This is a genomic window from Conexibacter sp. W3-3-2 (genome assembly GCF_009707605.1).
Taxonomy (GTDB): Bacteria; Actinomycetota; Thermoleophilia; order Solirubrobacterales; family Solirubrobacteraceae; genus Paraconexibacter; species Paraconexibacter algicola.
Window position 1 is genome coordinate 3,381,004 of sequence record NZ_WLYW01000001.1, and the last position, 23,777, is coordinate 3,404,780.

Annotated in this window: 18 protein-coding genes and 1 pseudogene; 11 read left to right on the forward strand and 8 right to left on the reverse strand. The window is 75.0% G+C overall.

Annotation, left to right across the window (positions count from 1 at the left end):
- The first annotated feature begins 47 nt into the window (after window positions 1-47).
- Entirely contained in the window at window positions 48-122 is a 75-nt protein-coding gene (locus tag GKE82_RS31535; protein WP_375337047.1) for a hypothetical protein, read from the forward strand.
- Window positions 123-132: 10 nt separating this feature from the next.
- Window positions 133-1,698: a fatty acyl-CoA synthetase gene (locus GKE82_RS16395; RefSeq protein WP_154734022.1), complete on the forward strand. Its 1,566-nt coding sequence runs from the start codon at window positions 133-135 to the stop codon at window positions 1,696-1,698.
- A 15-nt stretch (window positions 1,699-1,713) separates the two neighbouring features.
- On the opposite strand, the gene GKE82_RS16400 is transcribed toward GKE82_RS16395, so the two are convergent.
- Window positions 1,714-3,105: a PD40 domain-containing protein gene (locus GKE82_RS16400; protein WP_154734023.1), complete on the reverse strand. Its 1,392-nt coding sequence runs from the start codon at window positions 3,103-3,105 to the stop codon at window positions 1,714-1,716.
- A 148-nt stretch (window positions 3,106-3,253) separates the two neighbouring features.
- Between GKE82_RS16400 and GKE82_RS16405 the strand changes: the two genes are divergently transcribed.
- From GKE82_RS16405 to GKE82_RS16420, 4 genes are all read left to right on the forward strand, one after another.
- Window positions 3,254-4,147, forward strand: coding sequence for a PhzF family phenazine biosynthesis protein (locus GKE82_RS16405; protein ID WP_154734024.1), 894 nt, complete (start codon window positions 3,254-3,256; stop codon window positions 4,145-4,147).
- 17 nt (window positions 4,148-4,164) lie between these two features.
- Entirely contained in the window at window positions 4,165-6,957 is a 2,793-nt protein-coding gene (locus tag GKE82_RS16410) for an AAA family ATPase (protein ID WP_154734025.1), read from the forward strand.
- A 70-nt stretch (window positions 6,958-7,027) separates the two neighbouring features.
- On the forward strand, window positions 7,028-7,435 hold the full coding sequence (locus GKE82_RS16415; protein ID WP_154734026.1) for a hypothetical protein: 408 nt from the start codon (window positions 7,028-7,030) through the stop codon (window positions 7,433-7,435).
- Window positions 7,432-7,788, forward strand: coding sequence for a hypothetical protein (locus GKE82_RS16420; protein ID WP_154734027.1), 357 nt, complete (start codon window positions 7,432-7,434; stop codon window positions 7,786-7,788). Before GKE82_RS16415 ends, GKE82_RS16420 begins: the two co-directional genes overlap by 4 nt.
- 4 nt (window positions 7,789-7,792) lie before the next feature.
- Here the strand turns inward: GKE82_RS16420 and GKE82_RS16425 are convergent, their stop codons facing one another.
- The 3 genes from GKE82_RS16425 to GKE82_RS16435 all read right to left on the reverse strand — a co-directional run bounded on the left by GKE82_RS16425 (window position 7,793) and on the right by GKE82_RS16435 (window position 13,255).
- Window positions 7,793-8,587, reverse strand: coding sequence for an enoyl-CoA hydratase-related protein (locus GKE82_RS16425; protein ID WP_309233649.1), 795 nt, complete (start codon window positions 8,585-8,587; stop codon window positions 7,793-7,795).
- Window positions 8,588-8,656: 69 nt separating this feature from the next.
- Complete coding sequence (locus GKE82_RS16430) at window positions 8,657-11,935, reverse strand: Ig-like domain-containing protein (RefSeq protein ID WP_154734028.1); 3,279 nt, start codon at window positions 11,933-11,935, stop codon at window positions 8,657-8,659.
- 159 nt (window positions 11,936-12,094) lie between these two features.
- Complete coding sequence (locus tag GKE82_RS16435; RefSeq protein WP_154734029.1) at window positions 12,095-13,255, reverse strand: serine hydrolase; 1,161 nt, start codon at window positions 13,253-13,255, stop codon at window positions 12,095-12,097.
- A 104-nt stretch (window positions 13,256-13,359) separates the two neighbouring features.
- Here GKE82_RS16435 and GKE82_RS16440 point away from each other — a divergent pair, with 104 nt between their 5' ends.
- The 4 genes from GKE82_RS16440 to GKE82_RS16455 are packed head-to-tail and all read left to right on the forward strand — an operon-like array spanning window position 13,360 to window position 18,088.
- On the forward strand, window positions 13,360-14,187 hold the full coding sequence (locus GKE82_RS16440) for an alpha/beta fold hydrolase (protein WP_309233650.1): 828 nt from the start codon (window positions 13,360-13,362) through the stop codon (window positions 14,185-14,187).
- Window positions 14,184-15,593, forward strand: coding sequence for a wax ester/triacylglycerol synthase domain-containing protein (locus tag GKE82_RS16445; RefSeq protein WP_154734030.1), 1,410 nt, complete (start codon window positions 14,184-14,186; stop codon window positions 15,591-15,593). Before GKE82_RS16440 ends, GKE82_RS16445 begins: the two co-directional genes overlap by 4 nt.
- Window positions 15,594-15,653: 60 nt before the next feature.
- Window positions 15,654-16,922 (forward strand): cytochrome P450, encoded by a 1,269-nt coding sequence (locus GKE82_RS16450; RefSeq protein ID WP_154734031.1) that lies wholly within the window; start codon window positions 15,654-15,656, stop codon window positions 16,920-16,922.
- Between the two features lie 53 nt (window positions 16,923-16,975).
- A complete protein-coding gene (locus GKE82_RS16455; protein WP_309233651.1) occupies window positions 16,976-18,088 on the forward strand; it encodes a hypothetical protein in 1,113 nt (370 codons plus the stop codon).
- 32 nt (window positions 18,089-18,120) lie between these two features.
- Here GKE82_RS16455 and GKE82_RS16460 read toward each other — a convergent pair whose 3' ends face one another.
- The 4 genes and pseudogenes from GKE82_RS16460 to GKE82_RS16475 form a co-directional block, all read right to left on the reverse strand.
- A complete protein-coding gene (locus GKE82_RS16460) occupies window positions 18,121-18,492 on the reverse strand; it encodes an arsenate reductase family protein (RefSeq protein ID WP_154734032.1) in 372 nt (123 codons plus the stop codon).
- A 51-nt stretch (window positions 18,493-18,543) separates the two neighbouring features.
- A pseudogene (locus tag GKE82_RS30880) lies at window positions 18,544-20,933 on the reverse strand (phosphoenolpyruvate synthase).
- A gap of 106 nt (window positions 20,934-21,039) precedes the next feature.
- A complete protein-coding gene (locus GKE82_RS30885) occupies window positions 21,040-22,023 on the reverse strand; it encodes a zinc-binding dehydrogenase (RefSeq protein ID WP_309233653.1) in 984 nt (327 codons plus the stop codon).
- Between the two features lie 10 nt (window positions 22,024-22,033).
- The gene (locus GKE82_RS16475) at window positions 22,034-23,200 is read right to left on the reverse strand and encodes an acyl-CoA dehydrogenase family protein (protein ID WP_107568135.1); all 1,167 of its coding nucleotides are present in this window, start codon (window positions 23,198-23,200) and stop codon (window positions 22,034-22,036) included.
- 138 nt (window positions 23,201-23,338) lie between these two features.
- Between GKE82_RS16475 and GKE82_RS16480 the strand changes: the two genes are divergently transcribed.
- Window positions 23,339-23,737, forward strand: a complete 399-nt coding sequence (locus tag GKE82_RS16480; RefSeq protein WP_107568136.1) for a YciI family protein — start codon at window positions 23,339-23,341, stop codon at window positions 23,735-23,737.
- Window positions 23,738-23,777: the final 40 nt, after the last annotated feature.

Genomic DNA, 23,777 nt, shown 5'->3' on the forward strand with positions numbered 1-23,777 from the left:
AGACGTTCCGCCTCGAGGAGATCTACCGCGACGCGAAGATCCTCGAGATCTTCGAGGGCGCCAACGAGGTGCTCCTGTGGGTCATCGCGCGGGCGCTGATCGGTCGCGACCTCACCGGGTAGGACGGCCGGCATGACCCCGGTCCCCGCCTTCCCCAGCACCGTCGGCCAGATCCTCTCCCGCAGCGCGCGCCGCGTCCCGGCGCGCGTCGCGCTGCGCGTCGGTGCGCGCGAGTGGACCTACGCGCAGCTCGACGCCGCGGTCGGCCGCGTCGCCGCGCAGCTGCTCGCCGACGGCGCGCGACCCGGCGACCGGATCGCCGCCTACGGCAAAAACTCCGACGCGTACCTGGCGCTGTACCTCGCGTGCGCCCGCGCCGGCCTCGTGCACGTGCCGGTGAACTTCAACGCCACCGGCGACGAGCTCGCCTACCTGCTCACCCAGTCCGGGGCCGCGGCCGTGTTCGTCGACCCCGCGCTGGCGGCGAACGTCGACGCGATCGCCGATCGCCTGGACGCCGGCGTGCGGCGCGGCACGCTGCGCGACGGCGCCGGTCCGGCCCGCGACGTGCTCGCGTGGATGGCCGATCCCGCCGCCCCGGTGCACGAGGAGGACGGCGTCGGCGACGACGACCTCGTCCAGCTGCTCTACACGTCGGGCACGACGTCGCTGCCGAAGGGCGCGATGATGACCCACCGGGCGTTCGTGCACGAGTACGTCAGCTGCATCGTCGGGCTCGGCCTGCACGAGGACGACGCGCCGCTGCACGCGCTGCCGCTCTACCACTCCGCGCAGATGCACGTGTTCCTGCTGCCCTACCTCGCGGTCGGGGCGACGAACACGCTCGTCGAGGCGCCCGACCCCGCGGACATCCTGCGGCGCGTCGAGGAGGACGGCATCGACTCCGTGTTCGTGCCGCCGACCGTGTGGGTCGCGATCGCCGGGCACCCGGACCTCGCGACGCGCGACCTCGCCGGGCTGCGCAAGGCGTTCTACGGCGCGTCGATCATGCCGGTGCCGGTGCTCGAGAAGCTGATCGAGCGGCTGCCGGACGTCGCCTTCTACAACTGCTTCGGCCAGTCGGAGATCGGGCCGCTCGCCACGATCCTGCAGCCGCACGAGCACGCCGCTCGCCCCGACTCGGTCGGCCGGGCGGCGCTGTTCGTCGAGACCCGCGTCGTCGACGACGCCATGAACGACGTGCAGCCCGGCGAGCTCGGCGAGGTCGTCTACCGCTCCCCGCAGCTCTGCCGGGGCTACTGGGAGAAGCCGCAGGAGACCGCGGAGGCGTTCGCGGGCGGCTGGTTCCACTCCGGGGACCTCGTCCGGGTCGACGAGGAGGGGTACCTGTTCGTCGTCGACCGGATCAAGGACGTCATCAACACCGGCGGCGTGCTCGTCGCCAGCCGCGAGGTGGAGGACGCGCTCTTCCGCCACGACGCGGTCGCCGAGGTCGCGGTCATCGGCCTGCCGCACGAGCGCTGGATCGAGGCGATCGCGGCGGTCGTCGTGCTCGCCGACGGCGCGACCGTCACCGAGGACGAGCTGATCGCCCACGCGCGCGGCGGTCTCGCCGCGCACAAGGTCCCGAAGTCCGTGCACGTCGTGCCGGAGATCCCCAAGAACGCCTCGGGGAAGATCCTCAAGCGCGAGCTGCGCGAGCAGCTCGGCGGCGCCGGCAGCGCGATCGGGCGCTGACGCGCACCCGAAGGTTCAGCGCTTGAGGGTGACGGTCGCCCGGGCCCCGCCGGTGCTCACGCTGAGCCGGACGCTCCGTCGCCCGCCGAGCTGCCGGCGGGCGGTGGCGGTGAACCGCAGCGTGCCGCTCCCCTTCCCGCTGCTCGCGACGGTCAGGCGGCCGGTCGCCACCGTCGTCCGGCCGACCGTCGCCCTCACGGTGACCTTGCCCGGGATCAGGCCGGTCAGCGTGACCGGGAGTCCGCGACGCAGGGCGGTCCGCAGACCGATCCTCCGAACGGCGAGCTTCGGCTTCGTCACCGTGCTGCCGGAGGGCCGCTCCTCGACCCCGGGTCCCGGGGTGATGCCGGGCACCGGGCCGGGAGCGGGCGACGGCCCGGGGGCGTTGCCCGGCTGCTTCACCGGCGGGTTCGGACGGGCGGGCGGGACGTCGGCCGGTCCCCAGTCGGGGTGCTGGGCGCCGGGGATCACGAGCCTCGCGGCCTCGGTCGGGGTGCCGCAGTCCTTGCTCATGTCCGGGATCGGAAGGACGTGGATGCCCTGGTCGTCGGCGAACGCCAGGCGGGTCGAGTCCGGGGACCAGCTGGGCTGCTGATAGCGCCCGACGTCGCCGGTCAGTGCGTAGCACGGCTCGGGCAGCGTCGGATACCCGCCCTTGGCCCGGTAGAAGTTGATCTGCTCGTTCTGCGCGCCGGACACCGCGGCGAGCTTCTGGGTGTCACGGCTCTGCTCGACGTCGCGCAGGCCGTTGGCGGAGTTGTCGGAGAACCAGCGGCCGATGCCGCCGGAGCTGCCGTCGCCGTTGCCGGGGGTGTGGACGACGACCTGCTCGTTGCCGACCTGCGCGGGGTCGGAGATGATCGTGCCCCCGTCGGTGGTCCAGGACGGGCCGACCCAGCCGCTCTGGCTGCGGTATCCGTCCTCGTCGAACGCGGTGATGCGGTCGGGGTGGGTGTAGCCGGTGCCCTGACGTCCGTACACCGTCTGGCACCCCGTGGAGGGGTTGCAGCTCGGAGAGGACGACACCTCGGTGTAGTACCAGGTGTAGGCGATCGAGACCCCGTTCGGGCTGACCACGGGGTCGAACGGACCGCGGAACTGCGTTCCGGGGAAGCTCGAGGAGGCGGGCGTGCGGATGTCGTACCGCACGGTGCCCTGCTGGTCGAGGGTGTGGATGCGGTCGCCGTGGAGCGCGACGAGGTTCCCGCCGTCGCTCTGGGACACCGTGGAGTACCCGCCGGTCGTGGTGACGCGGTACTGCCGGGCGCCGTCGGGGGTGGAGAGCCAGAGGTCGCCGTCCTTCACGTAGGCGATCGAGTCGGCGAGGGCGGGCGCGGCGGGCATCGCGGCGAAAGCGGCGAGCGTGATGGCGGCGGCGGCGAGGCGGCGCGGTCTGGGGGAGGACATGGACGGCAGCCTGGCCGTCGGCCGACGCGACGGCAGCGGAGACCCACCCTGCTCCTGACCCTGGACCTCGGGTGCCCGGCCCCGGGGCAGGGTGGTCCCTGGGGTGGCCCCCGTCGCGCGTCCGCACGGGGACGTCGATCCTGCGGTCATGCTCGACGGGAACGGATCGGCGCCGGTGCAGCGCTGGGCGACCTTCACCCAGGACCCGGCCACCGGCCGACACGTCGGCGTCGTCCTGGACGCCGAGGGCGCGACCGACGCGCGACGGCGCGCCACGGCGGCGGACGCCGCGGTCGACGCGGTCGTGTTCCTCGGGCCGCTCCGCCGGGGCCGGGTCGCCGTCCGCTGCTTCGACGGCGACGGCGAGGTGGCGTTCTCCAGCCCGCTCGTCGTGGGTGCCGGGGCCGCCTGGGGAGCGGTCCACGGGTCCGGTCCGGTCACGTTCGCCTCCCAGGGCGAGCCGGTCGCGGTCGGGGTGGACTCGGGCGTCGCCCTCTCCGTGTCCCTGCGCAGCGCGCCGGTGCGGTGCGCCGTCCCAGCCGCGCACGACCTCGCCGAGGCGCTGCAGGCCCTGGGCTGGCAGGACCGCGAGTTGGACCCGCGCGTCCCGCCGGGCCTGGCGTGGGCCGGCGCCTGGCACCTGGTCCTCGCCACCGGGTCCCCCTCGCGCCTGGGCCATCTGGACCACGACGCCGCGCGCCTGCGCCGGTTGCTGCTCGCGCGGACCTGGGAGTCGGTCCAGCTGGTCCACCGCGCCGGCCCGCGGCGCGTCGAGGGGCGGGCGCCGGCCACGTCCGCCGGCGGTGTCGAGCAGCCGCCTGCGGGCGAGGCGGCGGCCGCCGTGGCCGGGTACCTGCGGGAGCTCGGGGCGGTCGAGCCGGGAGGCCGGGTGCAGCTGCGCCACCGGGCGGGGCAGGTCGACCTCGGCCTCCCCGACGGCGACCCCGAGCGCGTCACGATCGTCGGCGGCGCGGTTCGCGCGACGGCCTCGGCGCCATCCCCTCGCGCGGCCGCCGAGACCCCCGTGCTCGGCGCCTCCTAGCTGTCATCATCGCCGTGATGCCGACGACCCTTCTCGGCCGCGAGGGCGAGCTGGACGTCCTCACGGGGTATCTGGACGAGCTGCAGGCCGGGCGGGGGTCGGTGCTGCTCGTCGAGGGCCCCGCCGGGATCGGCAAGACCGCGCTGGCGGATGCGGCCCGCCGGCGTCTGGAGGGCTCCGAGGTCCTCGTGCTCCGCGCCCGGGCCAGCGAGCTGGACCGCGAGTTCGCGCACGGGGTGGTCAACCAGCTGCTCGTCCCGCCGCTGATGGCCGCGGGACCCGACGATCGCGCGCAACTCCTCGCCGGTGCCGCCGCCGGTGCCGCGTTCCTGGTCGCCGGTGCCACGACGGCGCCGGTCGAGCCGTTCGCGGTGCTGCACGGCCTGCACTGGCTGGTCCTGAACCTCGCGGTCGAGCGCCCGGTGCTGCTCGTCGTGGACGACCTGCACTGGGCCGACCGACCCTCGCTGCGGTTCCTGGAGCATCTCGGCCGACGGCTCGAGGACACGCAGGTCGGCATTCTCGCGACGATGCGACGCGACGAGCCCGGGGCGGTGCAGGCACTGCTCGACGAGCTCGCCGAGGGGCCGGTCGCCCGGACGATGCGACCGGCGCCGCTCACCGACGAGCAGGTCGGTGCGGTCGTGGCCCGCGCGCTGGGCCAGGACCCGGACGAGGCGTTCGTCCGGACCGCGCTGGAGGCGACGGGCGGCAACCCGCTGCTGACCACGGTCCTCGCCCGCGAGGCCGTGGCCGACGGACTCCGGGGACGCGCTGACGAGGCGGAACGGCTGCGGGCTTCCGGGGCCCGGGGCGTCGCCCCGGCGGTCCGACGGCGGCTGCGCACCCTGGGCGCGCCCGCAGAGCGACTCGCGCGGGCGGCAGCCGTGGCGGGCCCGCGGTCGACGCCGACCGAGCTGGCCGCCCTCGCCGGGCTCTCCTCGCACGACGCCCTCCAGGCGCGCGCCCAGCTACAGCGGACCGAGGTGCTGGACGCCGAGGACGTCTTCGTCCACCCGCTCGTCCGCGACGCGGTGATCGACGAGTGCCCGGCCGATGAGCGGGCCCGCCTGCATGTCGAGGTCGCGCGGCAGCTCCGGGAGCGGGGCGCGCTGCCGCAGGTGATCGCCGTGCACCGGATGGCCGCGCCGCCCGCCGGGGACGCCGACGCGGTCCGCGACCTGCGCGCGGCGGCGGACGCCGCGGCCGCCGAGGGCGCTTCCGAGGTCGCGGCGGACCTCCTCGCCCGGGCGCTCGTCGAGCCGCCGCCGGCGGACGCGCGGGACGACATCGCGCTCGAGCTCGCGGAGGCCGAGGTCCGTGCGGGCCAGGCGGCCGGTCCCGCGCGGCTGCGCGCGCTGCTGGCCGACGGCCTCGCCGGGGATCGTGCGGCGCGGGCCCACGCGGCGCTCGCCAACCATCTCGTCCACCTCGAGCCGGACGCCGCGGTGGCGGAGCTCGAGGCGGCGCTGGCCGATGCGCAGGACCCCCGGCTGGCGCACCCGCTGGAGGCCCACCTCCTCGAGGCGCTTCTCTACACCGACGCGGCGATGCCGGCCTTCGCGGCCCGGATGGACGCCGCCGCGGCCGATCCGCAGGCGTCGCCCGCCGCGCTGGCCCACCTGGCGGTGGACCGCGCGTGTCGGGGTGCGACCGGTCCGGAGATCGTCGAGCTCGCCCGGCGCGCCGAGGCGGGCGGGCGCCTGACGGTCGAGGTCGGCCCGGCGTCCTCGACGTGGAACCTGCTGACCCATGCGCTGCGGTTCGCCGAACGGGCGGGCGAGGCGCAGGCGGTGCTCGTCGAGGGGGAGCGCCTCGCGCAGGCACGGGGGCTGCGGCAGGCCACGCTGTTCGTCGAGCACGCGTGGGGCTACTGGCACCGCGACTTCGGTTCGGTGGCAACGGGCGCCGCCCGTGCCGAGCTCGGCCTGCAGGTCATCCGCGAGATGGGGCTCGCGCTGACCGTCCCGGCGCTGGCCGCGATCCTCGCCGAGGACCTCGTCCACCTCGATCGGCTCGACGAGGCGCTCACCCACATCGACGTCCCGCTGACCGAGGTCGAGGGCACCTACGTCGAGCCGTTCGCCCTCAGCTCGCGCGCGCTCGTGCGGCTGGTCGCGCGCCGCTGGGACGAGGCCGAGCGCGACCTGCGGCGGCTGGTCGATCTCGCCGACGCGCGGGGCTGGCGCGCGCCGCTCGCGGTCCGTGGACGGCTGCGCCTGACGAGCCTGCTCGCGCAGTCCGATCGCAAGGACGAGGCACTGGCCGTCAGCGACGTGGACCTCGCCGCCGCGGACGCGACCGGGCTGGCGGGGGCCCGTGGCTCGGTGCTGCGCGTCCGCGCCCAGGCTCTGCCCGCGGACGACGGGATCGAGGTGCTCCGGCAGGCCGTCGCGCTGCTGCAGACCACGGAGATGCGGCTCGAGCTGGGCTGGGCACTGCACGACCTCGGCGCCCGGCTGCGCATCCGCGGGGACCGCCGCGACGCCCGGGAGCCGCTACGCCTCGCCCACGAGCTCTCGCGCAAGACCGGCTCCGTCCGGCTCGCCCGACACGTGGTCGCCGAGCTGGAGTCCACGGGCGCCCGCCCACAGCGGGAGCCGGTCGACGGTGTCGACGGTCTCACCCCGGCGGAGCGACGCGTCGCCGACCTGGCCGCCGAGGGCCTCACGAACCGCGAGATCGCCCAGACCCTCTGGGTCTCCCAGAAGACCGTCGAGATGCACCTCGGTCGTAGCTTCTCGAAGCTCGGCATCCGCTCCCGGCGCGCGCTCGGCGAGGCGCTCGGGCTCGCGGACGCCGACGCCTGAGGGACGGACCCGGGTCAGACCCAGGGTCTCTCCCGCTGCCGTCCGGGACCCGCAGGCGCAGCATGGAGGCATGACCTCCACCCGTCCCTCCCGCCGGCCGTCGCCGGCCACCCTCATGTCCTGCGCCGCGCTGTTCGTCGCGCTCGGCGGCACGAGCTACGCCGCCGTGGCGCTGCCCGCCCGGAGCGTGGGCGCCAAGCAGCTGAAGACCGCGGCCGTCACCTCCGCGAAGGTCAAGGACGGCACCCTGCTCGCCCGGGACTTCCGCCGCGGGCAGCTGCCCGCGGGCAGGCCCGGCGCCACCGGCTCGCAGGGCCCCGTCGGCCCACAGGGGGGCCCCGGGGCGCCTGGCGCCCAGGGCCCCGCCGGCCCCCGGGGGAGGCCGGTCCCCAGGGCCCCGCCGGCACGCCTGACGGCTACACGCGCACGGAGGCCGACGGACGCTTCGAGGCCCGCCGGACGTTCGGCTACGGCATGACGTCCGACCCGCCGAGCACGTCGCTGAAGGTCGGTACGCTCGAGGTCATCTGGCGCTGCCAGGACGACAGCATCGCGGTGGGCTTCGAGAATGGCCTGGACGCCACCGACGACGCCGTCATCACGAGCCGCAGCGTCATCGACGAGCGGAACGGCGCGGGCGCCAGGACCTTCGCGTCCTCGATCACCTACGGGCCGGGCAGCGGCTCCAGCGGAACCTTCCGGGGCGTGGGGACCTACGACGTCGAGATCGCCGTCGGCGACCGCACCGCACGGCTGCAGCTGACGGCCGTCGCCCGGCGGGGCGACGAGCCGTGCCGCCTGGCGGCGCGCGGGACGAACGACGCGCCGTGAGCGCCTAGGAGCCGCCGAAGGTGGGCCGCTCCTTGCGGCCCACCGCCTGGATCGCGTTCCACGCGTCGTCGGTGCGCCCCGCCCGGACCATCGCGCGGGCCTCCTGCTCGAGCTGCGCCTCCAGCGGCGTGTCCCAGGTCGCGCGCAGGAGGTTCTTCACCTCGCCGAACGCGCGCGTCGGGCCGGCGGCCAGCTCGGCCGCGAGGGCGTGCGCGGCGTCCGCGAGCTCCCCGTCGGGAACGACCTCGGTGACCAGGCCGTACGCGTGCGCCTGCTCGGCGGTCCAGGTCTCGTTGCGCAGGTAGAACGACAGCGCGCGTGCCGCGCCGACCTTCCGCGGCACGCTGTGGCTGCCTCCGCCGTCGATCGCCAGGCCGATCCCCTGGTAGGCGGCGTAGAACCGCGCGCTCGCCGCGGCGAGCACGAAGTCCGCCCCGGCGGCGAGCGACACGCCGCCGCCGGCGGCGAGCGCGTGGACCGCGCAGACGACCGGGGCGTCCATCCGCGCGAACCGCGACATCGCCGAGTGGAACCCGGTGGTCGCGTTCTGCACGAACCGCGGCAGCTCCTCGTGCGAGGCGCCGAGCGCGCCGAGGTCGCCGCCGACGCTGAAGAACCGGCCCTCGGCCCGGATCAGGACCGCGCGGACGGCCGGGTCCTCCGCGCACTCGGTGGCGACGAGCGCGAGCTCGGCGCACAGCGTCGCGTCGAACGGATTGCCACGGTCGCCCTGCGCGAGTGTGACCGTCGCGACGCCGTCGGCGACCGCGAGGGTGAGCGAGCTGAGGTCGTCGGGCACGCGGACAGCCTCGCGGCTCCGCGTGCCCGGCGCATCATCCGGGCGGATGGTCCCTGCCCGTCGGCAGGGTCACGGCAGGAGCCGGTTGAGCCGCTCGCCCCGGGTGCGGGTCGGGAGGTGTCCGGTGAACTCGACGACGAGCTGTCCGGTCCTGACGGTGACGCCCTGCGGCATCCGCTGCTGAAGGGACCAGCGCCCGTCGACGATCGGGGCGCGGTAGTTCAGGACGTACGGCGTGCCGGCCGGCGTCGTGTACGTCAGGCTGATCCGCACGACGCCACGGGCGCGGGTGGCCACGGTGCCGGCGACGGTGAGGACGTCGCCGACGAGCGTGCTGGTGGTCGCGGCCAGGCGCGCCGGGCCTGCGGCGGCGCGCAGGCGTGCGGCGTCGGGAGCCACGACCCCTGAGCCGGCGTAGGCGATGTCGATGATGGCGGTGCGCGCGCGGCGCATCGTCGTCGGCAGGGCGCGGTCGAGGCGCAGGATCCCGGTCCGGGGGACGTCCACGCTGAAGCGATACGTCCTCCCGAGAGCCGTGACGGTGAACCGGACGGAACCGGTGGCCTCGCGGGTGATGTCGGCCAGGAGGTCCAGGCGGCCGTCGCGGACGGCGGCGCGCCGGACGTTGAGCTTCGCCGGGAGCAGACCGGCCAGCTCGGGCTGGGCGACCGGGGCGGGAGCGGTCGTCGGCGCGGGGCCCGTCGTCGGGGCGGGCGGTGCCTGGCCGGTGCTGGGGGACGTCCCCGTCCCCCCGGTGCCGGTGTCGCCGCCGCCACCGCCGGGGCTGGGGCGGGGTCCGTCGACGGTGATCGTGGCGGTCGCCGCCGCGCTGTCGGCGGCGCCGTCGTTCGCGACGAACGTCACGCTGTCCGATCCGGTGTAGCCCGCGTCGGGGGTGTAGCGGACCCGGGAGCCGTCGACGACCGCCGTGCCGTGCGTCGGCGCCGCGGTGATCCTGAGGTCCAGGGTGTCGCCGGGATCGGCGTCCGAGCAGGACCCGACCTCGACCCCGGTCGCGTCGCGCGCGACGGTCGCCGCGCCGGCGGTGCAGACCGGGACCGTGTTCACCGGGGTCGGCGAGATGGCCGAGCGGACGGCGACGTACGCCGCGTTGGTCTTGCCGTCGCCACGCTGCCCGGCCTCGCCGCCGCCCCAGCACGCCGCGGTGCCGTCGTCGAGCGTCGCGCATGTGTGGACGGCACCGGCGGAGAGGGTGGTCGCACGCCGGCCGGCGGCGAGCCGGACGGCGACGGGGGTCGGAGACGTGGTGGTGGTGCCGTCTCCGAGCGCGCCGACGAAGTTCGCGCCCCAGCAGGTGGCGGTGTCGTCGTCGAGCGTCGCGCACGTGTGATATAGCCCGGCGGTGATGGCGGTGGCGGTCCGGCCGGCGGGCAGCAGGACGGAGACCGGGGTCGTCGCGCCGGGTTCGAAGAACTCGCCGGTGGTGCCGTTGCCGAGCTGGCCGTAGGGGTTCTCCCCCCAGCACGCGGCGGAGCCGTCGTCGAGGATCGCGCACGACCAGTACTCACCGGCGGTGATGGCGGTGGCGGTGCGCCCGGCCGGGAGCTGCACGGCGACGGGGACGGTGGAGAAGGTCGTGCCGCCGTTGCCCAGCTGACCGTAGTCGCCGTCGCCCCAGCAGGCCGCGCTGCCGTCGTCGAGGACCGCGCAGGTGTGGTAGCCGCCGGCGGCGATGGATGTGGCCCTGCGGCCGGCGGGAAGCTGGACCGCGACCGGGCCCGGCGTCTGGGTCTCCCCGGTGGTGCCGTTCCCGAGCGCACCTCGGGTGTTGTAGCCCCAGCACGCGGCCGAGCCGTCGTCAAGCACCGCGCAGGCGTGGTAGGCCCCGGCCGAGATGGCGGTCGCGGTGCGACCGGTGCCCAGGGGGACGGCGATGGGCGTGCTCGCCGCCGTCCGGGTGCCGCTCCCGAGCTGTCCGTACTGGTTGTCGCCCCAGCACCGGGCCGCGCCGTCGTCGAGGATCGCGCAGGAGAAGCCGCGGTTCGCGGTGAGCGCGGTGACGGTGCGGCCGGTCGGGAGCCGGACGTCGACCGGGACCGCGGAGTTGCGCGTGGTGCCGTCGCCCAGCTCGCCGGAGAGGTTCCGACCCCAGCAGCGGGCGGTGCCGTCGGCGAGCGCGGCGCACGAGTGGCCGGCACCGGCGGCCACGGACTCGGCGGAGCGTCCGACGGGCAGCAGGACGCCGACCGGGACCGGGGCCGGGCGGGCGTTGGGGATCCCGAGCTGCCCGCTGGCGTTGTTGCCCCAGCACGCGGTGCCGTCGTCGTCCAGCTGCGCGCACGTGTGGGACCCACCGGCCGTGAGGGCGGTCGCGGTCCGCCCGGACGGCAGCTCGGCAAGGACGGGCGTCGACGTGCGTTCCGTGGATCCGGCGCCGAGCTGGCCGAAGGACCCGAGGCCCCAGCAGGTCACGGTCCGGTCGTCGAGGACGGCGCACGAGTGGTTCGCGCCGTTGGCGATCGCCGTGGCAGACCGTCCGGCCGGCAGTTGGACGGCGACGGGGGTCGACTTGGCGATCGTCGTGCCATCGCCGAGCTCCCCGAAGGAGCTGCTGCCCCAGCAGACCACACGGTCGTCGTCGAGGATCGCGCACGAGTGGCTGTTCCCGACAGAGATGGCGGTGGCGGTGCGGCCCGCCGGGAGCGCCACCGGGACCGGGACCGGGACGGGGGACCGGCTCGTGGTCCCGTTGCCCAGCTGTCCGACGACGTTGGCCCCCCAGCAGACGGCCCCGCCGTCGTCGAGGATGGCGCACGAGTGGGAGAACCCCGCGGTGATGGCGGTGGCGGTGCGCCCGGCCGGCAGCTGGACGGTGACGGGGACGGACGAGCTGTTCGTGGTTCCGTTGCCCAGGCGTCCGGATTCGCCTTCGCCCCAGCAGACGGCAGCGCCGTCGTCGAGGATCGCGCACGTGTGCTCGGCGCCCGCAGCGACGGCACGGGCGGTACGCCCGGCGGGAAGCTGGACGGCCACGGAGGTCGGGGAGCCGCTGCGGGCGCCGGCGCCGAGCTGCCCGGAACCGCCCGCCCCCCAGCATCGCGCGGAGCCGTCGTCGAGGATCGCGCAGGAGTGCTGGCCGCCGGCGCTGACCGCGGTGGCGGTGCGGCCGGCCGGCAGCCTGACGCTCACCGGCTCCGAGGAGCTGGTGAGCGACCCGTCTCCGAGCTGCCCGGCGTCGTTCGCCCCCAGGCAGACCACGCCTCCGTCGCGGACGGCGCAGGTGTGACTCGCGCCCGCGTCGAGCTGCGCGGCGCTCGCGATCGGGACGTAGGCGGCGACGACGAGCAGCGACGCGACGGACGCGAGGGCAACACGGGCTCGGGACATGGGGCTCCTGAGGGACGAAGCGAGACTGGACCTGGAGACCGCTCCGCGTCGAGGAGCACTCGCGCGGCGCGACCCGCGGTGGCCCGGTTGCGCCGCCACCGCGAGTCGCGCAGCTTAGGGCACCGCAACGGCGCCCCGTCGAATTTGGCGCTGCGGTGCTCAGACCGCGGCGGACGCGCCGACTTCGGCGTACACGGTGCCCTCGAACGCCAGTGCCCCCATGACGATCTTCTCGTCGAAGAACGGCAGGGCCTGGGTGAGCACGGCACCGCAGAGCCCGGCGGCTCGGTCGACCCAGAAGTAGCAGTTGGTCAGGCCCGCCCAGTCGCCGGTCCCGGCGTGCCGCATGCCCGGCAGGTCGGCGAGCATCAGGTGCAGGCCCAGGCCCCAGTCCTGCGGCAGCGGCGCCGAGGGCACGTCGTTGCAGAGCAGCGGGTCGGAGCTCCTGATGACGTCGGGGAGCGCGATGTCGCCCAGCGACGGGGTGAACATCAGCTCGACGCTCTCCGCCGAGAGGATCCGCGTGCCGTCGAGCTCGCCGCCGCCGAGCAGCATGCGCATGAAGCGCCCGTAGTCGCCGACGGTGGAGTACGACCCGCCGCCACCGCTGTGGATCTCCGGCGGGGTGGGCAGCTCGATCCCGTTGGGCTGCAGCGTGCCGTCGGGCATCCGCGACTGCATCGGGATCAGCCGGTCCTCGGAGCCGGACGCGTCGAACGTCGTGCTCGTCATGCCGAGCGGACCCCAGACGTGCTCGCCGAGGTACTCGCCGAGCGTCTGGCCGCTGACGGCCTCGACGACCTGGCCGGCCCAGTCGGTGCTGATCCCGTACTCCCAGGTCGTGCCGGGGTCGTTCACCAGCGGCAGCGTGAGCATGCTCCGGTGGAAGGCCAGGACGCTCGGCGTCCCGGTGACCTCGTGGTACTTCACGAGCTTCTCGTTCAGGAACGCGTATCCGTGGCCGCTGGTGTGGTTGAGCAGCTGGCGGACGGTCGACTGCGTCTTCGGCGCGCGCAGGATCGGGGTGTCGCCGTCGAAGCCGTCGAGCACCTGCAGCTCGCCGTAGGCGGGGATGTACTCGCGGACCTCGGCGTCCAGCGACACCTTCCCGGCGTCGACGAGGTGCAGCACCGCGGCGGTCGTCATCGCCTTGGTCATCGAGGCGATCCGGAACAGGGTGTCCGCCGTCGCGGTCCCGAAGCCGCTCTCGTAGAGCACCCCGTCGGCGTTCGCGGCGATCGCCGCCCCGCCCACGTAGCTGCTCTGCTCCACCGCGCTTCCGAAGAGCGCGTCGATCTTCCCGCCGTCGATCTGGGTCATGCGACCGACCCTATCCGCGCGAGGCCACCCCGCAGGGTCGGACTTCGCCTGCCGAACGGGGGAGGCGCACCTCTCGCGCGGCCGCGAGCACATAGCCTTCGGACGTGCCGTCCGAAGGCCCAGCGCCATACCACCGGGGAGGGCAGGGCTCCCCGCTCGTCCTCCTGCACGGATTCACCGGGACGTGGCGCATGTGGCGGCCGGTCCTCGCGCCGCTCGAGAGCTGCCACGACGTCATCGCGCTGACGCTGCCGTGCCACCACGGCGGCCCGGACATCGCGCCCGGGGCGACGGTGGGGATCGCGGCGCTGGCCGATGCGTTGGAGCGCTCGCTCGACGACCTCGGCCTCGACACCGTGCACCTCAGCGGCAACTCGCTCGGCGGCTGGCTCTCGCTGGAGCTCGCCCGGCGTGGCCGCGCGCGGTCCGTCGTCGCCCTCTCGCCCGCCGGTGGCTGGGAGGAGATGCGCGACCTGCAGCGGACCGCGAGGATCATCGGCAGCAGCGTGCGCCTCGGCATCCGCGCCGCGCCGTTCCTGCGGGCCGAGCTGCTGCCGGGCCCGGTCCGCAAGTTCGCGCTGCGCGCGACGATGGAGCGCGGGGACCGCGTCCCGCCGGACGCCCTGCTGGAGATGCTGGAGGATCTCGGCGGCTGCACGATCCTCGACTCGTTCATGGAGGCGACGGTCCGCGACGGCCCGTTCTCGCAGGACATGTCGCACGTGACCTGCCCGATCCGGGTGGCGTGGTCGCAGAACGACCGCACGATCCCGGCCGACCGGCACGGCCGCCCGCTGCTGGAGCACCTGCCACAGGCCGAGTTCCTGGCGATGCACGGCGTCGGCCACGTGCCGATGTACGACGACCCGGCGCAGGTCGCGGCGACGATCCTCGAGGTCACGACCGCGGTGGACGAGGCGCTGGTCGGATGACCGCGGCCCCGGTGAACCCCTACGACCGCCTGCAGGTCCGCTGGGGTCAGGGCACGGAGATGAACGCGCTCGAGGCCGCGCTCTGGCGCGCGAGCGCGAACCCGGGCTTCCGCGCGGCGAGCGTCGTGGTCGAGGTGCTCGACACCGTGCCGGACTGGCAGCGGCTCGTCGACGGTCACCGCTTCGGCCTCGCGCGGATCCCGCGCCTCCGCCAGCGGGTGGTGGACGACCCGCTGCGGATCGGCCCGCCGGCCTGGTGCGACACGCGGGTCGACCTCGCCCACCACGTCCGGCGCGTCGCGCTGCGCCCGGGCTCCTCGGTGCAGGACGCCCTGGAGGTCGCGGCCGACCTCCACATGACCGTGTTCGATCCGGACCGGCCGCTGTGGCAGGGCGTGCTGGTCGAAGGCCTGGCGGACGGGAAGGCCGTCTACCTCCTCAAGGTCCACCACGCGCTCGCGGACGGCGCGGGGATCATCGAGCTGTTCGACCTCGTCCACAGCGACCGGCGCGAGCCGACCTCGGGCAAGCCGCTGCTCCCCGACACCGCGCACGACGACCGCTGGCCGCTCGGCCTCAGCGTGCAGCACGCCGCGCGCCTGGCCGCCCGCGCGCCGCTGGCCGCCGCGAAGCTCGCGTTCGGCGGCGCGACGGCGGTGAGCCGTCCGGCGCGCACCGTCGGCGGCGTGCGCACCACCGCGACCGCCGTCGACCGCCTGGTGTCCGGCGCGCCCGGCCGCCCCTCCACCCTCCTGCGCGGTCGCGGCGCCGCCCGGCAGTTCCGCTTCCTCGAGCTCGCGACCGCCGACCTGCGCGCGGCGGCGGACCGCCACGGCGCCTCGCTGGGGGACGTCTTCCTCGCGGGCGCGCTGGGCGGCGTCGCCCGCTACGCCGCCGACCGTGGCGAGCAGCTCGGGGACATCCCGGTCGCCGTGCCGACCGGCGTCCACCTCGCGGGCGCGACGATGAACCGCCTCGCCCGTGCCCGCATCGCGGGTCCCGCGGGCGTGCTCGACCCGACCGAGCGGATCCGGGTCGCGGGCCTCCGCGCGCGCGAGGTCTGGGAGGCGCCGCCGGTCGACCTCCTGCGCGCCACCGCCGCCGTCCTCAGCCGCGCGCCGACGCCGCTGCTCGAGCGCATCGCCGGCGGCTTCACGCGCGCGTGCGACCTGCAGTGCTTCACGTTCCGCGGGCTGGACCGCGAGGCGTACGTCGCGGGCGCGAAGGTCGAGTCGATGGCGGTCTTCGGCCCGACCGCGGGCGCGGCGGTCACGATGACGATCACCTCGCACGGCGAACGCTGCGGCATCGGCCTCACCTCGGACTCCGCGGCGGTGACGGATCCCGACGGGCTGCGCGATGCGACCGCCGACGCGTTCGACGAGCTGCTCACGGCCCACCGGTGAGGGAGGCGCAGTACCCCTCGGGGGGAGGACACGCCCCGACCGTCCTGATCTGCTGGCCCCATGGCCACAGCACGTGTCGAGCACGACATCTCCAGCTTCGGGTTCTGGCGGGACCTGACCTTCGACCAGCGCGAGGAGACCTTCGCGAAGCTCCGCGCCGAGTCGCCGATCTCCCGGCACCGTCCGCTGGAGTCGCACCTCCTGGAGCCGGAGGAGGGCGCCCGCGACTTCTGGGGCATCAACACCCACGAGCTGATCCAGAAGGCCTCGCGCGACACGAAGACGTTCAGCTCCGCGAGCGGCATCTTCATGGAGGACTTCCCCGACGTCGTCATCCAGGGGTCGCTGTCGTTCATCGTCACCGACGCGCCGCGCCACAAGGAGCTCCGCGGGATCGTCTGGTCGGCGTTCACCCCGGGCAACATGCGCAAGCTCGAGCACGACATCGCCGCGCAGGCGAAGCAGATCGTCGACGAGATCGCGCCCCTCGGCGAGGCGGACCTGGCGACGACGCTGTGCAAGCAGCTCCCCGGCCGCCTGTTCGCGAACCTGTTCGGCATCCCGCCCGGGGACCTGCGCGAGGAGGTCATGCAGTGCGCCGAGGACATGGCGTCCTGGTCCGACGAGGAGCTGCGCGACGGCAAGGAGGCGATCGAGCTGTTCGGCGACGCCGCGTTCCGCCTCAACGACATCGCGCTCGACGCGATCGCCGCGCGGCGCGAGAACCCGCAGGACGACCTGCTCACCTGGGTCTGCCAGGCGCAGACCGAGGACGGCACGCTCGAGGACTGGGAGGTCGGCTCGTTCTTCGCGCTGCTCTCCGCGGCGGCGAACGACACGACCCGCCACACGATCGCCCACACGATCTGGAACTTCGAGCGGTTCCCGGAGCAGAAGAAGCTGTGGCAGGCGAACATCACCGACGCGACGCTCGGCGAGCAGCTCGCCGAGGAGGCGGTCCGCTACGCCACGCCGCTGCTGCACTTCCGCCGCACGGTCACGCAGGACGTCGAGTTCGGCGGCGTGGAGATGAAGGCCGGTGACAAGGTCGCGCTCTGGTACTGCTCGGGCAACCGCGACGAGCAGGTCTTCGACCGGCCGATGGAGTTCGACATCACCCGTGAGGTCAACCGCCACGTCGGCTTCGGCGGCGGCGGCCCGCACTACTGCATGGGCGCGGCGCTGGCCCGCCTGACGCTGCGCTCGATCTTCCGCGAGATCTACTCGCGGATGCCGGACATCCGCGTGGTGGGGACGCCGCGGTTCCTCGACGCGAACGTCGTGCACGGCGTCAAGGAGCTGCGCGCGGAGTGGACCCCGGAGCGCTGACGCGCCGGTCGCCGGGCGTCTGAGCGCGACGCCCGGCGGGTAGCCTGGGAGCGGTGAACGCCCCGTCCCTGCGCCTCGGTTCGCGCGCGCTGCCCTGGACCGACGTCGTGCCGGTGGTGGCCGCGATCGCGGCCGCCGTCACGTTCGGCAGCAAGCCGGGGACGCTCGTGCTCGTCCTCGCCGGCCTGCTGCTCGGCGCCGCGGTGCTCTCCGCCGTGCACCACGCGGAGGTCGTCGCGCACCGCGTCGGCGAGCCGTTCGGGTCGCTGGTCCTGGCCGTCGCGGTCACCGTCATCGAGGTCGCGCTGATCGTCACGCTGATGATCAGCGGCGGTGACGAGACGTCCACGCTCGCCCGCGACACCGTGTTCGCCGCGGCGATGATCACGATCAACGGGATCCTCGGCCTGTCCGTCCTCGTGGGGGCGCTGAAGCACCGCACCGCGGCGTTCAACGCGGAGGGGACGGCGACCGCGCTCGCCACCGTCGCGACGCTCGCGACGCTCTGCCTGGTGCTGCCGACCTTCACCGAGGCGGAGTCCGGGCCGGAGTTCTCGTCCTCGCAGCTGGCGTTCGCCGCGGTCGCGAGCCTGGCCGTCTACGGGCTGTTCGTGTTCGTGCAGACCGTGCGCCACCGCGACTACTTCCTGCCCGGGGACGGGGACGGCGTCGTCGCGGACGACGACGGCGACCACGCCGCCCCGCCGTCGGACCGCGAGGCGCTGCGCAGCCTGGGCCTGCTCGTCCTCGCCCTGGTGGCGGTCGTCGGACTCGCGAAGCTCGAGTCGTCGGCGATCGAGGACCTCGTGTCGAGCATCGGCGCGCCGCAGTCGGCGGTCGGCGTCGTGATCGCGCTCGTGGTGCTGCTGCCCGAGACGCTCGCCGCCTACCGCAACGCCGCGCGGGGTCGGGTGCAGACGTCGCTGAACCTCGCGCTCGGCTCGGCGATGGCGAGCATCGGCCTGACGATCCCGGCGATCGCGATCGCATCGATCTGGCTCGACGGGCCGCTGCTGCTCGGGCTCGGCTCGACCGAGATCGTGCTGCTGACGATCTCGGTCGTCGTCGGCGCCCTGACCGTGCTGCCCGGGCGCGCGACCGTGCAGGAGGGCGCCCTGCACCTCGTGCTGTTCAGCGTCTTCCTGTTCCTGGCCCTGGTGCCGTAGCGGGGGCGGCCCGCCGTCGGGCGCTGCGCCGGTCAGGCGACGCGGCCGGCCTGCGCCCACTCGGCGGCGCGGGACCGCGGCCGGCCGATCTGCGCGCGCTCGCCGTCGTCGAGGATCGGGCGCTGCAGCAGCGACGGGTGCTCCACGAGCGTGGCGACGACCTGCTCGACGTCCCAGCCGTCGGCCTCCAGGCCGAGCTTCTTGTAGGTCGCGTCGCGCCGGATCAGCGCGTCGACCGGGTCGCCGACGAGCCGCGTCGCGAGGGAGCGCAGCTCGTCCTCGTCCAGGCGCTCCTTGACGAGGAGGTACTTGCGGACGGTCACCTCGTGCCCGGCGTCCTCGAGCGCGTCGAGCGCGTGGACCGAGGTGGAGCAGTGCGGGTTGTGCAGGAGCGTCAGAGCCATGCCCCGCAGTCTTCCACGGGCCGCGTGGACGGGAGATCCTTCCGGGAGGGATCAGCGGTCCACACGACCGCCGTCGAGCACCTCGACGATCCCGTCCGTCCCGTGCACGCGGACCCGCGCGCCGTCGGGGATCCGCCGCGTCGCGCCGGCGACGCCGACGACCGCGGGCAGCCCGTACTCGCGCGCCACGACCGCGCCGTGGGTCATCGCGCCGCCGACCTCGGTGACGAGCCCGGCGATCCCGACGAACACCGGCGACCAGCTCGGATCGGTGTGCGCGGTGACGAGCACGTCGCCCGGCCCGAGCGCGATGCCGGTCGGGTCGAGCACCACGCGCGCCCGGCCCTCGACCGTGCCGCGCGAGACCGCCAGGCCCACGAGCGCCCCGGCGGGCACGCCGTCGCGGTGCAGCCGGCCGTGGAGCGCCTCGCCGGTGCTGAGGAGCACCCGCGGCGGTTCGAGCCGACGGTCGGCACGGTGCTGCCGCGCGCGCTCCTGCAGCAGCAGGTCGTCGACCGGTGCGCCGGTCCGCGCGGCGGTCTCGAGCTCGTCGAGCGTCAGCAGGGCGGCGTCGTCGGGCGCGCGCAGCACGCCGGCGTCCGTCAGCCGTGCCGCCTCGGCGAGCAGCAGCTCCCGGTAGCGGCCGAGCCGCCGGACGATCGCGTACTTCGGGTACTCGCGATACCCGGCGAACGTCCGCACCCGGTCGATCCGCAACGCGGTCTCGCGCGCGAGCCGCTCGCCGTCCGGTCGCTCGCGCAGCCGGGCGAGCACCTCGTCCCGGTAGGTGAGCGCGGTCAGCCGGCCCTCCTCGAAGCGGCGGTTGCCCGCCCCGTCCTCGGCGTGGCGCACGTGGGCCAGCAGCGTCGGCGCGAGGGTCCACGGCCGCTCGCGCACGCGGGTGCGCGTCACGTCGATCTCCCCGCTGCAGCGCATGCCGTAGCGGTCGAGCCACTCCTCCAGCGCCCGCCGGACCTCCGGCCCGCCCGGCACCGCGTCGAGCCGCCCCAGGAACGTCCGGTCGGTCGCGGCGTCGAGGACCGCGCACGCCGCCGGGGACCGGCGGGCGACGTCGGCGACGTCGAGCAGCGCGAGGCCCATCTCGGAGGAGACGTTGCCGGCCACGGACCGGTTGAGGACGTCCCCGGCACCCCGCTCGCCCAGCCACCGCGCGAGGTGCTCGTCCAGCCACGCGGTGGCGTCCATCCCGGTCATGATCGCCCGGTGGGAGCGGGGGTCGAACAGCGACGCCTTGAGCTGCGCGACGTCCTCGCGGATCGCGGCGACCACGGTCGGCCCGCCCGCCGCGCGCAGGCGCTCCGCGGACGCGGCCTCATCCGCGTCGATCGCGTCGATCAGCTCCTGCACGATCGCCGGGTCGGCGGGGAGCGGCTCCGCGGCGGCCGGCAGCGGGACGGCGTCCTCGGGGTCACCGGGGAGGTCGGGGACCAAGCCGCTCGCGAGCACGGTGTCGAGCGCGTCGCCGAGCAGCGGGTCGTGCTCGGCGAGCGTCCGGTGGACGGAGCGTCCGGCCGGTGAGGCGAGGAGCGGCGCGACGTCGACGAACAGGCGGCCGCCCGCCTCGTGCATCACCGGCCGGGCCACGAGGCGCCACAGCGACCGGCCGAGCGGCGCCATCGCGTCGGTCATCATCTGCTGGTGCCCGACGGACACGTAGACGTGCGGGTCGCCGTCGTCCGCACCGGCGGGCAGCGGGAACAGGGTCGTGATCGGCCGGGCCTGCACGAACGCGAACCCGTCCTCGTCCAGGCACCACTCGAGGTCCTGGGGGCGCCGAGCGCGGCCTCGACGCGACGACCGAGCGCGACGAGCTCCGCGACCTGCGTCGCGGGCAGGACGCCCTCGCCGCTGACGCTGCCGCCCCGCACCGTGTAGCCGTCCGGGGTGACCGTGCCGTCGACGAGCGCCTGGCCGAGCCCGGCGGTCGCCTCGACGCGCGCGACCCGCCGGTCACCGGTCACGGGGTCGGCGGTGAAGAGGACCCCGGAGACGCGCGCGTCGACCATGCGCTGCACGACGACGGCCATCGCGACCGGGGCGTCCGCGGCGACGTGTGCGGCGTACCTGGCCGCGTGGTCGTCGAGGCGGGACGCCCGCACGCGGTCGACGGCGGCGAGCACCGCGTCGACCCCGACCACCCCGAGGACCGAGGTGAACTGGCCGGCGAACGAGGCGTCCGGCGCGTCCTCGACGGTCGCGCTGGACCGCACCGCGTACGCGGCGTCCGGGTCGACCGCCGCGGCGATCGCCGCGACCGCGGCGGGCGGCAGCCCGTCGGTGCCGTGGGTCGCCGCGGTCGTCACCACGAACCCGTCCGGCACCCGCACGCCGGCGATCCGGGCGAGCGCGCCGAGCTGCGCCGCCTTCCCTCCCACGGTCGCCCGCAGCGCCCCGTCGACCTCGTCCAGTGCCATGACCATGTCGTCCACGGCGAGGCAGTATGGGACACACCCGGGGCCTTGAATCAAGGCCCCGGGGTGGCCATACTCTGGGTACGGAAGGGGTCCTGCGGGGCCCGTTCGTCGTTCAGGGCACGGTCAGGACGAGCTTGCCGACGTGCTCGCGGCGCGCCATCCGCTCGTGCATCGCGGCGATCTCGTCGAGCGGTGCGACCGCGTCGATCGCCGGGCGCCAGTCCGGAGCCTGCGCGACGAGGGCGAGCAGCCCGTCGGCGTCGCGCGGCGATCCCATCGTCGTGCCGAGGATCGTCTGCTGGGCGAAGTAGAGGCGGCGCACGTCGACGTGCGCGTCGGCGGAGCCCGTGGCGCCGAACGTCACCAGCCGCCCGCCGTCGGCGAGCGCGGTGAGCGCGTCCGGCCACGTGGAGCCGACCGAGTCGACGACGACGTCGACCCCGACCCCGCCGGCCATCTCGCGGACCGCGGCACCCCAGTGGGCCGACGTGTAGAGCACGCCGCCGTCGGCGCCCAGGCCGATCGCGCGCTCGAGCTTCTCCTCGGTCGAGGTCGTGACGAGCACGCGCGCCCCGGCCATCCGCGCGAGCGCGATCGCCATCGTCGCGACCCCGCCGCCGGCGCCGAGGACGAGGACGGTCTCGCCGGCGACGAGCCCGGCGCGCGCGAACAGGGCTCGGTACGCGGTCAGCCCGGCGAGCGGCAGGGCCGCCGCCTCGACGAACGACCAGCCGGCGGGCAGCGGGCGCACGTTCTCGGCGGGGAGCGCGACGAGCTCGGCGTGGGTGCCGTCGGTGCGGTCGCCGAGGATCTGGAACCCGGGTCCGGGGGCGCGCTCCGCCCCGCCCCAGAACAGGGACGGCAGGACGAGGACCTGCTCGCCGGTGTCGGCCCGCACGCCCGCGCCGTCGGAGCCGGGCACGCGCGGGAGCGGCACGTCGTAGACGCCCTGGCGCAGCAGCACGTCGTGCCAGTTCAGCGCGCAGGCGTGGAGCCGCACGAGCACCCAGCCGTCGGGGACGACCGGGTCCGGGACGCCGTCGTGGACCCGCAGGACCGCGGGCTCGCCGAACTCCTGCAGGACGACCGCGCGCACGGCCGGGAGCCTACGCGCGCGGCAGGCGCAGGACGCGCTCGGCGACGATGTTCTTCTGGATGAACGTCGTGCCGCCCGCGATCGCGGTGCCGCGCGCCTGGTAGGCGAGCTTCAGCCAGCGCGCGGCCTGCGCGTCGTCGGCGTCGTAGGGGTCGAGCTGCCCGGCGAGCCCGTGCCGCGCGGTGGCGAAGTCGGCCATGTCCTCCAGCAGCGGCCCGCTGAGCAGCTTGCCGAGCGAGGACGCGGGGCCGGGCGTGCCGGAGGCCATGGCGCTGAGCGCGCGCAGCCCGTTGAGGCGGTAGACCCGGGTGCGGACGTGCAGGTCGGCCATGGTGCGGCGCACGAACGGGTCGTCCCCGGTGCCGGAGGCGCGGATCTCGGCGACGAGGTCGTCGAACAGCCGCTGCATGTTCACGCGGCCGGTGGCGAGGATCACGCGCTCGTACCCGAGGGTCGCCATCGCGATCTTCCAGCCGCCGTCGACGGGGCCGAGGACGAGGTCGTCGGGGACGAACGCGTCGTCGAGGAACACCTCGTTGAACTCGGGCTCGCCGAGGATGTGGCGCAGGCCGCGGACGGTGACGCCGTCCTGACGCATGGGCAGCAGGAAGTAGGTGATGCCGCCGTGGCGGGACCCGGGCGGTCCGGTGCGCGCGAGCAGCATGCCGTGGTCGGCGATCTGGGCGCGGCTGGTCCACACCTTCTGGCCGCTGATCCGCCAGCCGCCGGCGGCCTCGTCGCGCACGGCGCGGGCCTCCAGCGCGGCGAGGTCGGAGCCGGCGCCGGGCTCGCTGAAGAGCTGGCACCAGACGGAGTCGCCGCGCAGGATCGGGCGCAGGAAGCGCTCGCGCTGCGCGTCGGTGCCGAAGTCGATGAGCGTCGGGCCGCAGAGGTTCTCGCCGAGGATGTTCAGCCGGTCGGGCGCGCCGGCGCGGTCGTACTCCTCGAGGAAGATCGCCTGCTGCACGAGCGTGGCCTCCTGGCCGCCGTGTGCCGCCGACCACGACAGGCCCGCGTAGCCGCCGTCGGCGAGCGTCCGCTGCCAGCCCTGCCAGTACGGGAGGCGCTCCTCCATCGTGGCCGGCTCGGGGCCGGGGAGGGCGGCGACGGCCTGCTCGAGGAACGCGCGGACGGTGGCGCGGTACGCGGCGTCCTGTGGGCTGTCGCGGAAGTCCATGGCCCGACCATAGCGGATCTCCCTAACGATCGTTAAGGCGCGAGAACGTGGCGTGTCAGCGTTCGTCGGCCGTGTCGATCGGGCAGGACGTCGATCGTCGTCCCGTGTAGAACGACCCCTTCCACCGAGAGGAACCACATGCCCCGCTACACGATGTTCATGATCCCCGGCCCCCACGCCTACAACCCCGACGTGCCGCTCGACCCGGCGCTCTTCGAGGAGATGGGCGCCTACAACGAGCAGCTCGAGAAGGCCGGCGTCCTGCTCTCCGGCGAGGGCCTCCACGGCCCCGACGAGGCGGTCCAGGTGAAGTTCGACGCCGACCGCAAGGGCACGATCTTCGACGGCCCGTTCGCGGAGGCCAAGGAGCTCGTCGGCGGCTTCTGGATGCTGGAGGTCAAGGACCACGCCGAGGCGCTCGAGTGGGCCAGCCGCGTCCCCGGCAGCCCCGGCGACATCGTCGAGCTGCGCCGCGTGCAGGAGATGGAGGACTTCCCGCAGGACGTCCAGGCGGTCCTGCGGGACGCCGACGCTTGACCCGCGCCCCCGGGACGACGGGCGACGCGCCGGCGGCCCC